Raw genomic sequence first — 15,424 nt, forward strand, 5'->3', positions numbered from 1 at the left:
TTTGATCGATAATGTTTATGTAATTTGCAAATGGTAAAAAGGAGTAAATTCCGTTATAATGTAGAAGGACAGGTTGTTCCCTTGGTGGTTGGGCGTAATATTTACTGCCCAACTTTGGCGAAATGTCGTGTCTACAATATTTTACTTAAAGGAGATACCGTAATGCATATACCAAACGAAGAACATAGTGAGCAAAAGGTAGGCAGCAGGTATTTGACAGCTATTTCTGTCAAATGGATGATGTCAATAATGTGCTTAATTATCATATTTTCAGTAGTGGTTTTTGCAAATTATCACCAGACAATTAGTGCGAGCAGTATTCCAACAACTGAGCCGGAATCTATTGAATTGCGACCTATTCAGTATAGCGAAAACCAACCGGTTCAAGACATTGGAAAAATGGCGAAGAAGATTGATAAACTGGCAATTACCCCTTCCATTTGGCCGACTAACGGAGAGGTTACCTCTGGTTTTGGCTGGCGTAATTCGCCTTGGGGTGGTAGTAGTGAATTACATCCGGGAATTGATATTGCCAACAGTATGGGTACACCCATTTTTGCTACTGCTGATGGTGTGGTTGTACAAAGTGGTTGGTCTGGCGGCTATGGTAATATCGTTCAAATTGAACATGGTAATGGTATAGAAACTATTTATGGACACAATTCCCGCATAGTAGTAAACGTTGGTCAAAGTGTGAAAAAGGGTCAAGTAATTTCCTATATGGGGAGCACTGGGAGAAGCACAGGCCCACATGTTCATTATGAAGTCAGAGTAAATGGCACTGCTATTGATCCTATTCGCTTTTTGGTTTTATAGTAATGAGATCAATAATCAGAAGGAGACGTGGATATGACTACTTTTGTATGCTACCCCAAATGTACTACTTGCCAAAAGGCAAAAAAATGGTTGGACGATAATGGTATTGTTTATGACCAGCGACATATTAAGGAACAAAACCCGACAGCAGCTGAGCTAGAAGAATGGCAAATAAGAAGCGGGCTTCCTCTTAGAAAATTCTTCAATACAAGCGGGATTTTGTACAAGTCTCAGGGGATTAAAGATAAGCTGTCAACCATGTCTGATTTGGAGCAACTGGCCCTGCTTGCAACTGATGGGATGCTCGTTAAACGGCCTATTTTGATTACAGGCGACAGGGTTTTTGTAGGGTTTAAGGAAGTTGAATGGGAGATAATTAAATGTTAAATCCACTACAAAAAGTAGCGGTTTTTCTTTTTATGATTGGTTTGGAAAAAGGTAGAAAAATCATGGATTTGATGGATAGTGCTGAGATTAAAAATATTTTTTCCGAATTTGGTAAGCTATCAGATCTTTCGCCAAATGTACAAGAGAGCGTTTGGTATGAATTTGCGCAATTAGGCTATGAAGCTGAGATGAATTCTGCGGAAACGCTGTATGTCCTGCGACAATTATTTAATGGCGGCAAAATTAGCGACAAAGAGAAAATTTCTTATCGCAAAAACCGCCGATAACAAAACAGTTTTTCGCGCTAATCTAGACTGGCTAAGGTGACGGGACAATTGAAGATTTAGTGAATATACTAAATCAAGGAGGGGTACTTTCATGAAATCCCACAACGTTCTAGATCCTTCTAACGTTTTGTGCCTAGAAGAGTTAGAAAGAAAAGCGAGAAGAATAGCAACTTCGACTAATGAGACTGTATCTACCGGCAACTCTGTTGTCGTTTTTTCAATGCTATTATTAGAAGAGATTCTTAAACAACTTGCGTTAGATCCGATCACTAATTTGACCAATATTCTCTTGGTATCGAATAATATTGCGAATTTGAATGGCAGCATACAAATTGATCCGTGAGGAGCAGCAAGTAATAGACATGCCAACTCAGCCCTATGAAAATACTTGCTAAGTTTATCATGGGAGCTCGCTGCTTATCAGGACGGAATTAAAATATAAAATGTTTTGGCTCAGTATGTATTAAAATAAAGCAAGTATGGTTCGCTTTGCATTCGTCTAGACTTTGGTTTAGGCGAATTTTTTATTTAAGATGGCGGGACAGACTAGAGGAAAACATGCTTTCTTTAGAGAAAGCATGTTTATGTGAAAAAGTATTCAAACGAGAGCTTGAGCTATGGAGGAATTGAAATGCGCATTATGGCGCTAGTTGTTATCTTTATAGTTGTTTTTATGCCAGTGGCGCTTGCAGGGCCATTGCTAATGGGAGACGAACTTAACAGTGACACGGTGTTTGATTTATCAATCATGGGGCCACCATTGGCAACCAAGCAGCAATGTCTGCAGCACCTGTTTAGCAAGAACCCATTTCCGGCGCTTACCGTTTCTGCAGAAGAATTAGTCAACTATTTTTATACTGAGGCTATGGACGAAGGCATCCGGCCTGATGTTGCATTTGCCCAGGCATTGCATGAAACGGGCTATTTTAAATATGGTGGTGATGTGGTGCCATTGCAGAACAATTATTGTGGATTAGGGACAATTGGCAATGGGGGACGGGGTGCATGGTTTTTTTCAGCGCAAATCGGTGTTAGAGCTCAGATACAACATCTATTAGGCTATACGTCGACAGAACTGCCTAAGAAAGAAATTGTCGATCCCCGATACAATCTTCTAAAAAACAGCAAGAACTTTGGTGTAGCGAAAACGTGGACTGAACTCAACGGTAAATGGGCTGTTCCGGGTACGACCTATGGGCAAAAGATTCTGAAAATCCATGAGAATATTATGCGAGAAAAGACTGGTTGACGATTCAAGATATTCATAACTGAATTAGTGCGTTTATAGAGGTAGGAGTCTTAAAAAATGATAATCAGCGCGAGCAGAAGAACCGATATACCGGCCTTCTATTCGAAATGGTTTGTGAATCGATTGAAAGCCGGTTATGTATATGTAAGAAATCCGATGAATTCTAGACAAATCAGTAAGATACTCCTTGGCAATGAGACAGTAGATTGTATTGTATTTTGGACAAAAAATGCAGCACCTATGATGGATAAGTTGGATAGTATAGATGCGATGGGCTATCTGTATTATTTTCAATGGACGATGACTCCATACGGCAAAAGTATCGAATACAATCTGCCTGATAAAGCAAAGGTTGTTGATAGCTTTAAAGCACTCAGTGATAAAATAGGTAATAATAGGGTTGTATGGCGCTATGACCCTATTATTGTCAGTCAACAGTTTCCGGTAGAGTATCATGTTGATGCCTTTACAAAGATGTGCCATTTGCTCAAAGGGTATACCAACAAGTGTATTTTTAGTTATGTTGATGTGTACGATAAAATCAAAAAACGTACAAAGAGTATTGTTGACAGAGAATGTGATACTCAGACTATGCTCAAAATCGCCGAAGAATTTGCTAAGATTGCAAAACTAAACAACATCGCCCTTGAAACCTGCTCCGAGCAAATTGAACTTGGTCAATTTGGTATAGGGCATTCCGCCTGCATTAATAAGTACACCATTGAAACGATTATTGGCAATGCTATTGATGTGAAAAAGGTAAAAGGACAGCGCGAACTTTGCCAGTGCATTGATAGCATCGACATTGGTGCCTACGACTGCTGTTTGCATGGTTGTGTTTATTGTTATGCAACCTCCAGCGAAAAGGCGGTGCTTGCAAATAAGAATCGGCACGATATCAACTCACCCCTGCTTATTGGCAGACCCTGTATAACCGATAACATTACAGAACGAGCGTCCAAAACCTTGAAGAATTCACAAATAATACTATTTTAAATAAAATTATTTTACGGAGGGTTACCATATGGGTGAATTCATGTTGAAACAAAGTGTTAATAAAGTTTGGTATGGAATATTCACCAGCTTTGCTGCAGTAGGCATTAGGCATGGTGTATCTACACGGCTAGGCGGTCACAGCATTGCGCCTTTTAATAGTCTAAATCTAGGATTACATACTGGCGATAACGCTGAAGTGGTATGGCATAACAGACAGCTCTTTTGTCAAGCGGTAGGTCTACCACCAGACAAAGTGGTCACTGCGGAACAGATACATGGTGATGTAGTGCAACAAGTTACTATAGCAGATGCCGGTCGCGGTGCTCAACACTATCGTGAAGCTATCAAAGGTACAGATGCGCTTATCACTAATGTGCCAGGGCTGCCACTTATGTTATTTTTCGCTGACTGTGTACCGGTGCTAATTGTTGACCCGGTAGCCAAGGCAATTGGCATTAGCCATGCTGGCTGGAAAGGCACGGTTGCTAAAATCGCGCAAAAAACCTTATTAGCTATGCAACAGCAGTATACCACTAACCCTTCAGACTGCCTTGTAGGAATTGGACCATCCATTGGCCCCTGTTGTTATGAAGTAGATGAAGTCGTGATTAATAAGCTAAAAGTTAACTTTGCTAACTGGGAAGAACTTGTGGAGCCGCGCAGTAACCATTGGCGACTAAATTTATGGGAAGCCAACCGCCACCAACTTAGAGAAATCGGGGTACCAGACAATAATATCACTGTATGCGACGTATGTACTGCCTGTAACACTGAAATTTTCTTTTCTCATCGTGCTGAAGCCGGACGAACAGGACGTATTGGCGCCATTATAGCTTTATAATGCAGGTTTGTAACTATTTATCTTTTTAAAAACATCTTTGTTCTTGTAAATATTGCAATAGCCAGTTATACTAGAATAAACGTCAAATATTTGACACAGCAAAGGCGCTACTGTTTCCTCTTTTTTAGGAGACAGGGCGCTTTTTTGCCTATCAGGAGGTTATACCCTATGCAGTTTTTACGCGTAAAGGATATCGTGGCCAACAAACTAACTTTTCTCGACCCTTTAGCATTAGTTGTCGATATTGCTGCCGATCTCAGTGATAACAATCGTGTTGCTGGCCTCGTGCAAGTAGATGATAAATGGGGCTATATTACTGCTAAACAACTGGATAATTCAGGAAAACATGTCAAAGACATTGCCGTATTTGATGCCGTTATAATGCCAGCAGTACATTTATCAGCCTGTATTGAGAGTTTACCTATTGACCTGGTCAGAAATGACACGTTGTTTGAATCGGACGGAAAAATCGTGGCACTCAGCACTCCTGAAATCCTTTTTAGCTCGATGATTACAAATCAGTATCTGCAACAGGCACAAATGGCGGCTGTCCTAGATACTGTCGGTGAATCAGTGTGTGTGATTGACAAAATTGGCAAAGTCGTGGTCTGGAACAAACGTGCGGAAAAGCTATATAGTATTATCGCGGGTGAAATTTTGGGCAATCACATAGATGATTTTTTTACAAATTTGCTGGTAAAGAAAACTGTTGCTGAACAAATTACTGTTAAAAACCAGTATCATAGACCCTGTTCAGATACACATGTACTTATTAATGCCGCTCCCATTTTGGTGGGCGGTAAAGTGGTTGGCGGCGTGTCTGCCGAGCGCGACATCACTGAGGTCGTAAACCTTAACGAAGAACTCACGCGCACTAGCCGTAAAGTGCAGTCCCTAGAGAACCAAATTGATAAAATCAGTGCAGTTGCCGACGCCTTCAGCAGTATTTGCGGTCATAGTCCCGGAATAGTGGCGGCCATCAGTATGGCCAGACGAGTTGCTGCAACAAATGCGTCGCTACTACTTCGAGGCGAAAGCGGTACAGGCAAAGAAGTATTCGCTCGCGCTGTACATACTGCCAGTGGCCGCAAAGGCAGGTTTATTGAGATTAATTGCGGTGCCATTCCAAGCAACCTATTTGAAAGCGAATTATTCGGCTACCACTCAGGAGCCTTCACCGGCGCCGATAGAAAGGGAAAAGCCGGATTGTTAGAACTCGCCGACGGCGGTACACTGTTCCTTGATGAAATTGGAGAAATGCCCAAGGAAATGCAAGTAAAACTGCTTAGAGTACTGCAAGAGAAAACGTTCTACCGGGTAGGCGGTGATAAACCAATACAGGTAGATGTCCGCATCATTTCAGCTACACACCGCGACCTAGAAGACATGATTGCCGGTGGCAGTTTCCGGGATGACTTGTACTATCGACTCAATGTAGTCACGCTGCATTTGCCTCCTTTACGGACCAGACGAGAAGATATTCCAGAACTTGTATATCGAGGACTAAAGCATTATAGGTCAATTCACAATCCAGGCACAACCCTAAGCAAAGTAGAACCGTCTCTAATGGCGACATTGTTAGAATACGATTGGCCAGGAAATGTTCGCGAACTTAACAATGCTTTAGAACGACTAGTTATTCTTGCCGATAGTGATATTTTAACTATTGCCAATCTACCAGCCAACTTTAAAAAAGGCTGCCCAGAAAAAGTTGCTATATTACCAAATGATATTACCGGGGTAACAACAATTTCTGAACTGACTACTCTGGAGCGGGCGCTCATAGAACAAGCCCTTCAGGATGCTAACTTTAACAAAGTAATTGCAGCTAAAAAGCTAGGCATTCCCCGTAGTACACTCTACTATAAAATGCGTCAACTTAATCTTGAAGTTGGCAGAATTCGTGTCAACCATTTGACATGATTGTCAGATAACTGACAGTGTTTCACTAGACAATTCCCACCATACCTCCACACAAACTTAAAGCCGAGATTGCCACACACGCGCTTGTTAGTTGAAGATAGAGCCCTTCTACCTTCACAAACTGAAGCTAGCGTCCGAGTGGCAATCTTATTTCTTTCACGTCAATTGTTGTTGGCACGTTCCTTGCAATATATACGGGCAAGGAGGTGCTACTATGCGTATTACTAGTCATCCAATCCTAAACTTTACCGAAAAAAAAATGGTGCAGTTTAACTTTAACGGCCAGCAGCTTGAAGGCTATGCCGGCGAACCTATCGCTGCCGCATTGCATGCCGCTGGTATCACCGTGCTCAGGCACAGTCACGAACTCAACCGACCACGCGGGCTATTTTGCGCAATCGGCAACTGTTCATCCTGCCTGATGGTTGTTGATGGCATGCCTAATGTAAGGGTGTGTGTGGAACCGCTTCAGGACGGTATGATAGTCGAAACTCAAATAGGAAGAGGGAAGTTGCCATGAACATAGACATTGCTATTGTAGGAGCCGGACCAGCGGGGCTTATGGCGGCCATCAAGTCCGGTCAGGCAGGTGGCAAAGTTTTAGTCCTGGAACGAGCCAACTACTTGGGTGGCCAACTTGTCAAACAAACTCACAAATTTTTCGGTTCCAAGAGTGAATATGCCGGCGAACGGGGCGTAGATATCGCAGAAATGCTGGTAAAACAAGCTCAAGCTAATCCTAACGTCACAACCTGGAACAACGCGACAGTGCTTGGCTACTACCAGGAAGACGGCGTATTAACCGTCAAGCATCATAATGAATTTATCACTATAAAAGCCGAGAAAATTATCATTGCAACTGGCGCATCTGAAAAAACACTCGCATTTTCAGGAAACGATCTACCAGGTATTTTTGGCGCTGGTGCTGTCCAGACACTAATGAACGTGCACGGGGTCATGCCGGGAAAACGTTTACTAATAGTTGGCGCTGGTAATATTGGTCTCATCGTCGCTTATCAATTATTGCAAGCTGGGGTTGAAGTAGCTGGCATTGTGGAAGCTGCTTCAACAATTGGCGGTTACCTGGTACATGCCGCCAAAATCCGCCGGGCAGGCATTCCTGTCTATATCTCACATACCATCAAAAAAGCCTACGGATCACCGACTTTGGCCGGTGCAACCGTCTGCCAGCTTGATACAAACTGGCAGCAAATACCGGGTACTGAATTTGATATTGTGGCAGACGGTCTTTGTCTAGCCGTTGGCTTGACACCACTCGCTGAATTATTGTGGCAAGCCGGCTGTAATATGTCTTATATACCTGAATTAGGAGGCTATGTCCCTTTGCGTGATGCCAATCAACTCACCACTAATCCTAGCATTTATATTGCAGGAGATGTGGCTGGGGTTGAAGAGGCCTCGGCGGCCATGGTGGAAGGCAAGTTAGCCGGACTCGCAGCGGCTGCTAGTCTGGGACTGACTCATGCCAAGCTTGACCAAGAATATGCCGACGCTCACAACCAACTTTCTGCCTTACGCGCTGGCAGCGTCAGCGCCAAAATTCGAGCCGGACTGGCTAAGGTAACACTAAGCCAACAGTCGGCCCCCTTGCTTGAGGTGATATAACATGCTGATACAAACAGGAATTCCTTCGCCTGATGAGATCAAGGAAACACTACCTTCGCCAGAACGTTTGGAGCAAGGGCCAGCAGCAATATTTGAGTGCTTTCAAAATATCCCTTGCAATCCGTGCGTGGATGCCTGCCCCCAGGGCGCAATAAGCATTGGCGACGATATTAATAACCGTCCGGTACTTGACGAAGGCAAATGCAACGGCTGCGGCATATGTCTGGCACATTGTCCGGGTCTTTCAATATTTGTTGTGGACTATTCCTATAGTCCTAACGAAGCACTGCTTAAGCTGCCTTACGAATATTTGCCTTTGCCGCTGCCAGGTCAACAAGTCAGCGCACTAAACCGAAAAGGCCAAGCAATAGCTACCGCCCAAGTTAAACGAGTGCAGCAAAATAAAAACAAAACAACAGTACTGTGGCTTGTTGTCCCCAAAAACCTTGCCATGGACATACGGGGAATTGCCACACCAAAGGAGGGAAAACACTATGACAGAACCAGTAATTATCTGTCGCTGTGAAGATGTCACGCTTGCTGATATTCAAGAACGTATCGAACAGGGTAACCATTCGCTAGAAGAACTAAAACGCGAGTGTCGGTGTGGCATGGGCCCCTGCCAAGGCAGAACATGTATGCCTCTTATCGCGCAAGAATTAGCCAAATCACTATCCAAACCGACTGGTGAAGTGATCTTGCCGTCATTCCGCCCGCCGACTGCACCCATCTCCCTCGGGGCTTTAGCCAGAGGAAGTAGCCATGATTAAACAAGCTGATGTTGTCATAATCGGTGGCGGCGTAGTCGGTTGTTCTATTGCCTATAACCTAGCTAAGGCCGGAGCAGGGCAGGTTGTTGTCATTGAGCGCGGTTACCTTGCCAGTGGCGCGACAGGCAGATGCGGTGCTGGCGTCCGGATGCAGTGGGGTACAGAAACAAACTGTCTGCTTTCCCGGGAAAGCGTTCGACTATTGGAAAACTTGCCAGAGGTTCTGGAAGTTGACGGCGACATTGAGTTTAAACAAGGCGGATATTTGCTGCTGGCCTATTCTGAGAAAATGGTCGCACAGTTTAAACAGAATCTAATCTTACAAAATTCGCTCAGCATCCCAGCCCAGTGGGTGACACCCGACCAAGCCAAAGAAATTGTGCCGCATTTAAATACCGATGGCTTGCTTGGAGCCACATTCTGCCCTAAAGACGGCCACGCTAACCCTTTCAAAGTAACTAGCCTATATGCTAAAGCGGCCGCCAAACTGGGAGTCAAGTTTTACACCTATACCGAAGCAACTGGCCTCAGTGTTAAAGCCGGAAAGGTAGCTGCAGTTCATACATCACAAGGTGATATTGCAACAAACACTATCATTAACGCCGCAGGTGGCTACGCTAAGGCAGTAGGTTGTATGGCTGGAGTTGAACTACCCATCTTCCCCGAACGGCACGAAATACTTGTCACCGAGCCGGTTGAGCCTATGCAAACACCGATGGTAATGTGTTTTTACCACAACTTATATTGCCAACAAACACCACACGGCAGCTTTATTATGGGTATTGGGCATCCTGATGAACCTGAAACCTTTAATATTAAATCCAGTTGGCAGTTTTTAAGTGAAATGGCTGCTCGTATTACCAAAATACTGCCGCCGCTGGCTAACCTTAACGTCATTCGTCAGTGGGCGGGACTGTATGACATGTGCCCTGATCGCACACCAATTCTAGGTCAGGACCCAGCAGTCAAAGGTTTTTATACTGCCGCCGGGTTCAGCGGCCACGGCTTTATGATTTCCCCGGTTGTTGGTCAACTCATGGCCCAGATGGTTATGGGGCAGCCACTATTAATTCCCATAAATATGTTCAGCGCCGATAGATTTACCCGTGGCCAACTTTTTGTTGAGCCCTCTGTCGTCTAACCAAATCGAAATATTAATTACAAAATGGGGGAGGTTGTTATATACAAATATACAACTAAACATAATTTAATGTATATTGACAATGTACAAAAGTCCAAGTAAAATTAGATACAAGATAAGCAAAGGCGCTTTTTGGGGAGATACTTATTCCTTCTCCCTAAAAAGCTTTTTTTATATCAACTACCATTTTATAAATAATCGCTGCGGAGGTGATATAGGTAGATATATGGTATCCTTAGAAATTTGGGATAATAGGGGAGGAACGAAATAGCTATGAGAAAATTAGGCTTAAAAATGTCCTGTTTGTTAACCATGCTGGTAATGCTGGTCGGCTTGGTCTCTGGTTGCAGCGATACCGCTAGCAAAGATCTCAAAATCGGTGTAGTGTACGAACTTACCGGCAATACTGCGTCATTCGGTACTGCGGCAGCTAACGGTGCAAAATTGGCATTTAAAGAAATCAATGCAAAAGGCGGTGTTCTCGGTAAACAAATCCAACCGATAATTGCCGATAATAAGGGTGAACCGGCCGAATCTACCAATGCTGTAACAAAGGTCATTAATCAGGATAAAGTAGTAGCTATAACCGGCTTTACTGTTAGTTCCTGCGGCATTGCCGGTTCAACAGTTGCTGAAGTAAACAAAATCCCGCTTGTAGCCGCAGCAACTACTAATCCGAAAGTTACCCTTGACGAAAAATCAGGCAAAGCAAAAGACTATGTATTTCGCGCTTGTTTCATAGATCCGTTTCAAGGTACAGTAGCAGCAAACTTCGCCATCAACAGTCTTAAAGTGAAAACAGCCGTTGTCTTGATTGATAACTCCAGCGATTACAGTAAAGGGTTATCTCAGTTTTTCAAGGACTCCTACACTAAAAACGGTGGCCAGATTGTCGCTGAGGAAGCGTACCTGCAAAAAGATCAAGACTTTAAGGCTATTCTGACTAAAATTAAGGCCCTCAATCCAGAACTTATATATCTTCCGGGCTACTACGAAGAGGTAGGTAAAATTATTAAGCAAGCCCGCGAAATGGGGATTACTGTACCGTTTTTGGGCGGTGATGCCTGGGATTCTCCCAAGTTGCTAGAAATTGGTGGTGCCCAACCTTTAAATAATACTCATTTCACTAACTTCTATTCAATAGAAGATACTAATCCATCCTCCAAGGCATTTGTCGATGCTTTTAAGAAAGAATATGGTCAAGTTCCTGATTCTATGGCTGCTATGGGTTACGATGCAGCTTACTTACTGGTAGATGCCATTAAACGGGCTAACAGCGCCGAACCAGCCAAAATTAGGGAAGCTCTAGCAGCAACTCAAAGTTTCAAAAGCGTAAGCGGTGATATGAGTTTGACTTCGACTCACGACGCAATTAGAAGCGCAGTCATTATTGAATTGAAAGATGGCAAGCAAATGTATAAAGAGACTGTAAAACCATAACAGATACTCTGCTATTAAGAGCGTTATAATTTCTGTTAAGGCAAAAAAAGATCACCATCTGACTAGTTCAAGTCAGGTGGCGATCTTTTTTCCATCACCGATAGTGGCTTCACCCACACAGTTAGATATCTATTAAAATATTTTACGTCAAAAAGATAGAATAATAATGTGATTGATAGAGGAAAATTTTGTTTGTGGGCGAATAAACTATTTGAATGGAGGGTTTGCCATGTCTATAGCGCAAAATATTGCGGAAATAGCAACTAAAATAGATACAAGCAAAGTAAAACTGGTAGCCGTTACCAAAAATAACAGCGTTTCGTCTATGATAGAAGCTATTGCTGCTGGAATAACAGCTGTGGGAGAAAACCGGGTTCAGGAAATGCTGTCTAAGCATCCTGATATACAAGCTGCTGGTCTAACAACTGAGTGGCATCTTATTGGTCACCTACAGACAAATAAAGTTCGTCAGGCAGTACCGCTAGCAGATCTCATTCATTCTATCGATAGTGAACATCTAGCTGTTGAGATTGATAAGGTTGCTGCTAAACTAGGCAAATGCCAGGATGTACTTATTCAAGTTAATATCGCCGATGAAGAAAGCAAGTTTGGCACTGAAATTGGTCAAGCCTTACCATTAGCTAAATGTATTAGCCAGCTCGAACATGTCAGGTTATGCGGTCTTATGACGATTGCACCTTATAGTGAAAACCCGGAAACAGTACGTCCGGTATTTAAGGAGCTTTATCAGTTGTATTCCGAATTAAAAGGATTGAATCTGGCACATACTGATATTAGATGGTTATCTATGGGAATGACAAATGATTATATGGTAGCGATCGAAGAGGGAGCAAACTTGGTTCGCATTGGTACTGGAATATTTGGTTCGCGTCAATAGTAAGGAGGAGAAAGAAAGTTATGAAGTTTATGGAGAAAGTTTGGGGCAGTCTTGGTCTGTTTGAATCATCAGAACAAGAGGAAGATCGTTCGAAACTAGAGGAGACCGAAACAAAAAACAAACCCAAAAACAGTAATGTGGTCTCACTACCCATGGCCCAAAGCAGCAATAATAACCAGCAGCAATCTAAACAAATTAAGGTTATGGTTGTTGAACCTTTTTCATTTGATGACGCTCAACATATTGCTGATTATCTAAAAAGCCGTAAACCAGTAGTTGTCAACCTTGAAAGCTCTGACCCCGAGATTGCCAAACGTATGATTGATTTTATTAGTGGTACGACCTATGCGTTAAATGGTCAAATTCAAAAAGTTGGGAATAATATTTTTCTATGTGCCCCCAATAATGTTGATGTTGCGTATAGTCCGCGGGAAGATGTTAGTGATAAGACATTTTTGCCTTGGGCTAATAAATAGTTTGAATGCCAAATGGAGGAGTTATGTTAATAAATAAACAGATCGGTTTTATCGGCGGTGGCGCTATGGCCGAATCAATTATTCGCGGCATTTTAAGTGCTGAACTGGTAATGCCGTCCCAAATTATGGTTAATGATATTTCTAGTGAACGTCTGGCGCACTTGAGCAGTTCTTTTGCAATCGCAACAACACTTGACAGTCAGGAAATTGTCAAACAATCTGATATTTTATTTCTAACAGTAAAGCCACAGGTTATTTCTGGTGTTATTGATACAATTGCACCCATTGTAACGAAAACTACTATAGTGGTATCAGTGGCAGCAGGAGTACCAATTGATATGTTGCAAAGTAAAATGTCTGGGGTACCAATCATCCGCGTTATGCCTAATACACCGGTTGCTGTTGGTGAAGGTATGTCCGCTATGGCATTAGGAAAGTATGCAACAAAAGCAGTTAGTGACCCTATAGCCGAAGTATTTGCTTCTGTTGGTCAAGTTGTTACTGTTAGTGAAGATTCTATGGATGCCGTTACCGGCCTATCTGGCAGCGGTCCAGCTTATGCGTTTGTCGTAATTGATGCACTTGCTGATGCTGGCGTCAGAGTTGGCTTATCTCGACAGACATCAATATTGTTGGCAGCCCAAACATTAATGGGAGCTGCTAAAATGATACTCGAAACAAATGAACATCCTGCCAAGCTGAGAGATATGGTAACATCACCAGGCGGTACGGCTATTGCTGGTGTCCATATATTGGAACAAAAGGGTGTGAGGGCTGCACTTATTGATGCTGTTGTTGCTGCCACCAAAAGATCCCGTGAGATGGGAAAACGGTAATGAGTGAACGGGACAAGATTTTACGGTACTACCGAGCTTCAGGCGATGCAGAGCTAGCAGCGAAACTTTTGGATTTGGCAGAGATTGCGCTCAAAAGCCGCAAATACAAGGTCAGCGAATTTCTCGATCCTTATGGTTTAAGCATTGCTGAAACTATTGTTGCCCATTATGATAGGCTATCACTGGAGACAAATGGTGGCTATTCTAGCGCAGAACGGGTTAAAGTTGCCTTTGTTGACACTGATTTTCTTGAATATGCTGATTCATTTGATTTTGGGTTAAAAGCCATTTTGGTAAACTGGGATAGTCGGTACTATCATCTGTCACATCGGGACGTGCTTGGAGCACTTATGGGTCTAGGCATTAAACGTGAAATCCTGGGTGATATTATTGTGGCTGGGGACCAATGCTATGTCTTAGCTGATGCAACTATGGCCGCCTTTATTGAAAAAAACTTAACTGAAGTAGGACAAGCTGTGGTTTCTGTTTCACCAGTATCACTTGATGATATTCCGGTTAAAGAGGAAAAAGTCAAGGAAATTCGGGCGACTGTGGCTTCTTTGCGGTTAGACGCGGTAGCCGCCGCTGGTTTTGGAACCTCACGCACCCGGATGGCAGAAGATATCGTAGCAGCCAAACTGAAAGTCAACTGGCAAGAAGCCAAAAGCTCGTCACAAGTTGTAAAGGTGGGGGATATTATCTCTATGCGTGGCCGTGGACGGGTAGAAATTATTGAAGTTCCTGGGCAAACGAAAAAGGGCAGATACAGCCTTTTACTTAGACGATTTATGTAATTAGAATAGGGGTGGGGAGTTATGCTAACACCATTAGACATCCATAATAAAGAATTTAAGCGCAGTTTTCGCGGTTACAATGAAGAAGAAGTTGATGAATTTCTTGATGGGGTTATTAAAGATTATGAAACTCTATATCGCGAAAATATTGAACTGAAAGAAACCATTGAGCGCCTTAATAGCAAACTTGAGCATTACCAACATATGGAAAACACACTCCATAGCACGCTGGTTATTGCGCAAGAAACAGCCGAAGAAGTCAAACTTAATGCCAAAAAAGAAACAGAACTCATAATTAAGGAAGCCGAAATTAGTGCACAAAAACTGGTGGATGAGGCCTTGTCTAAAGTTCGCAGAATGACTGGGGAATATGAAGAATTGCAAAAACAATCGCAGGTCTTCCGAACTCGTCTGCGTACCCTGTTACAAGCCCAAATGGAAATGCTTAATAATGTTGATGAGGATGAAAACTAGCCTTGTCTGATAGTCCACTTGATATTAAAGAGCTGCCAGATGGTATTGCTTTTAGAGTCCGCGTACAGCCGCGATCAAGTAAAAATAAGATTGCTGGTATTATGGGGAATTGTCTTAAAATTAATCTAACTGCACCACCAGTTGATGGCGAAGCCAATACTGCTTGTATTACCTTTATTGCTAGTCTCCTGGATGTAGCAAAAAGTGCGGTCGCGATTACGAATGGACAAAGTAACCGTTCCAAAGTAATTAAGGTGACAGGCGTTACCAAGACCGATTTTTTTGCTATCATCTTGCTACATATTTGACTTTGCTCGTCAATCATGTATAATATATGCGTACATAATAATATTTTATCAGTAATGACAGAGACACGCTTTGATGGCGATTTACAGCGAACCGGGGCATGGTGCAAGCCTGGTAATCAAGATCATAGCTTAACATCGCTCTCGAACTGCGGACTGAAAATT

At 42.8% G+C, this 15,424-nt stretch carries 20 protein-coding genes and 1 other annotated feature (1 of these 21 running past the window's edge); all 20 genes read left to right on the forward strand.

The window, feature by feature from the left end; translation table 11 throughout:
- Positions 1 to 162: 162 nt before the first annotated feature.
- The 20 genes from ACZ449_RS09100 (at position 163) to ACZ449_RS09195 (ending at position 15,262) form a co-directional block, all read left to right on the forward strand.
- Complete coding sequence (locus ACZ449_RS09100; RefSeq protein ID WP_464260709.1) at positions 163 to 816, forward strand: M23 family metallopeptidase; 654 nt, start codon at positions 163 to 165, stop codon at positions 814 to 816.
- A gap of 33 nt (positions 817 to 849) precedes the next feature.
- Positions 850 to 1,203: an arsenate reductase family protein gene (locus ACZ449_RS09105; protein ID WP_464260710.1), complete on the forward strand. Its 354-nt coding sequence runs from the start codon at positions 850 to 852 to the stop codon at positions 1,201 to 1,203.
- Positions 1,197 to 1,490 carry a hypothetical protein gene (locus ACZ449_RS09110; RefSeq protein WP_464260711.1) on the forward strand — a complete coding sequence of 98 codons (294 nt, stop codon included), beginning with the start codon at positions 1,197 to 1,199 and terminating at the stop codon, positions 1,488 to 1,490. Before ACZ449_RS09105 ends, ACZ449_RS09110 begins: the two co-directional genes overlap by 7 nt.
- 91 nt (positions 1,491 to 1,581) lie before the next feature.
- Positions 1,582 to 1,833: a hypothetical protein gene (locus tag ACZ449_RS09115; RefSeq protein WP_464260712.1), complete on the forward strand. Its 252-nt coding sequence runs from the start codon at positions 1,582 to 1,584 to the stop codon at positions 1,831 to 1,833.
- Positions 1,834 to 2,121: 288 nt separating this feature from the next.
- On the forward strand, positions 2,122 to 2,739 hold the full coding sequence (locus tag ACZ449_RS09120; RefSeq protein ID WP_464260713.1) for a glucosaminidase domain-containing protein: 618 nt from the start codon (positions 2,122 to 2,124) through the stop codon (positions 2,737 to 2,739).
- Between the two features lie 57 nt (positions 2,740 to 2,796).
- On the forward strand, positions 2,797 to 3,735 hold the full coding sequence (locus tag ACZ449_RS09125; protein ID WP_464260714.1) for a DUF1848 domain-containing protein: 939 nt from the start codon (positions 2,797 to 2,799) through the stop codon (positions 3,733 to 3,735).
- Between the two features lie 28 nt (positions 3,736 to 3,763).
- Positions 3,764 to 4,576 (forward strand): peptidoglycan editing factor PgeF, encoded by an 813-nt coding sequence (pgeF, locus tag ACZ449_RS09130; protein WP_464260715.1) that lies wholly within the window; start codon positions 3,764 to 3,766, stop codon positions 4,574 to 4,576.
- Positions 4,577 to 4,744: 168 nt separating this feature from the next.
- The gene (locus ACZ449_RS09135; protein ID WP_464260716.1) at positions 4,745 to 6,499 is read left to right on the forward strand and encodes a sigma-54 interaction domain-containing protein; all 1,755 of its coding nucleotides are present in this window, start codon (positions 4,745 to 4,747) and stop codon (positions 6,497 to 6,499) included.
- A gap of 214 nt (positions 6,500 to 6,713) precedes the next feature.
- Positions 6,714 to 7,019: a (2Fe-2S)-binding protein gene (locus ACZ449_RS09140; RefSeq protein ID WP_464260717.1), complete on the forward strand. Its 306-nt coding sequence runs from the start codon at positions 6,714 to 6,716 to the stop codon at positions 7,017 to 7,019.
- Entirely contained in the window at positions 7,016 to 8,125 is a 1,110-nt protein-coding gene (locus ACZ449_RS09145; protein WP_464260718.1) for an NAD(P)/FAD-dependent oxidoreductase, read from the forward strand. Before ACZ449_RS09140 ends, ACZ449_RS09145 begins: the two co-directional genes overlap by 4 nt.
- A gap of 1 nt (position 8,126) precedes the next feature.
- Positions 8,127 to 8,651 carry an NADH-quinone oxidoreductase subunit I gene (locus ACZ449_RS09150; protein ID WP_464260719.1) on the forward strand — a complete coding sequence of 175 codons (525 nt, stop codon included), beginning with the start codon at positions 8,127 to 8,129 and terminating at the stop codon, positions 8,649 to 8,651.
- On the forward strand, positions 8,620 to 8,895 hold the full coding sequence (locus ACZ449_RS09155) for a (2Fe-2S)-binding protein (protein ID WP_464260720.1): 276 nt from the start codon (positions 8,620 to 8,622) through the stop codon (positions 8,893 to 8,895). The genes ACZ449_RS09150 and ACZ449_RS09155 overlap by 32 nt, the downstream gene beginning before the upstream one ends.
- Positions 8,888 to 10,036 (forward strand): NAD(P)/FAD-dependent oxidoreductase, encoded by a 1,149-nt coding sequence (locus ACZ449_RS09160; RefSeq protein WP_464260721.1) that lies wholly within the window; start codon positions 8,888 to 8,890, stop codon positions 10,034 to 10,036. Before ACZ449_RS09155 ends, ACZ449_RS09160 begins: the two co-directional genes overlap by 8 nt.
- Before the next feature lie 273 nt (positions 10,037 to 10,309).
- Positions 10,310 to 11,476, forward strand: a complete 1,167-nt coding sequence (locus tag ACZ449_RS09165) for an ABC transporter substrate-binding protein (RefSeq protein WP_464260722.1) — start codon at positions 10,310 to 10,312, stop codon at positions 11,474 to 11,476.
- Between the two features lie 229 nt (positions 11,477 to 11,705).
- The gene (locus ACZ449_RS09170) at positions 11,706 to 12,374 is read left to right on the forward strand and encodes a YggS family pyridoxal phosphate-dependent enzyme (protein WP_464260723.1); all 669 of its coding nucleotides are present in this window, start codon (positions 11,706 to 11,708) and stop codon (positions 12,372 to 12,374) included.
- Positions 12,375 to 12,394: 20 nt separating this feature from the next.
- Positions 12,395 to 12,850 carry a cell division protein SepF gene (locus ACZ449_RS09175; RefSeq protein ID WP_464260724.1) on the forward strand — a complete coding sequence of 152 codons (456 nt, stop codon included), beginning with the start codon at positions 12,395 to 12,397 and terminating at the stop codon, positions 12,848 to 12,850.
- Between the two features lie 23 nt (positions 12,851 to 12,873).
- Positions 12,874 to 13,686: a pyrroline-5-carboxylate reductase gene (gene proC / locus ACZ449_RS09180; protein WP_464260725.1), complete on the forward strand. Its 813-nt coding sequence runs from the start codon at positions 12,874 to 12,876 to the stop codon at positions 13,684 to 13,686.
- Positions 13,686 to 14,480 (forward strand): YlmH family RNA-binding protein, encoded by a 795-nt coding sequence (locus tag ACZ449_RS09185; protein ID WP_464260726.1) that lies wholly within the window; start codon positions 13,686 to 13,688, stop codon positions 14,478 to 14,480. The genes proC and ACZ449_RS09185 overlap by 1 nt, the downstream gene beginning before the upstream one ends.
- A gap of 21 nt (positions 14,481 to 14,501) precedes the next feature.
- Positions 14,502 to 14,954: a DivIVA domain-containing protein gene (locus ACZ449_RS09190; protein WP_464260727.1), complete on the forward strand. Its 453-nt coding sequence runs from the start codon at positions 14,502 to 14,504 to the stop codon at positions 14,952 to 14,954.
- Positions 14,955 to 14,956: 2 nt separating this feature from the next.
- On the forward strand, positions 14,957 to 15,262 hold the full coding sequence (locus tag ACZ449_RS09195; protein WP_464260728.1) for a DUF167 domain-containing protein: 306 nt from the start codon (positions 14,957 to 14,959) through the stop codon (positions 15,260 to 15,262).
- A 45-nt stretch (positions 15,263 to 15,307) separates the two neighbouring features.
- Positions 15,308 to 15,424, forward strand: a binding site (T-box leader); it runs 99 nt beyond the window's last position.

Source organism: Desulfosporomusa polytropa (genome assembly GCF_055380075.1).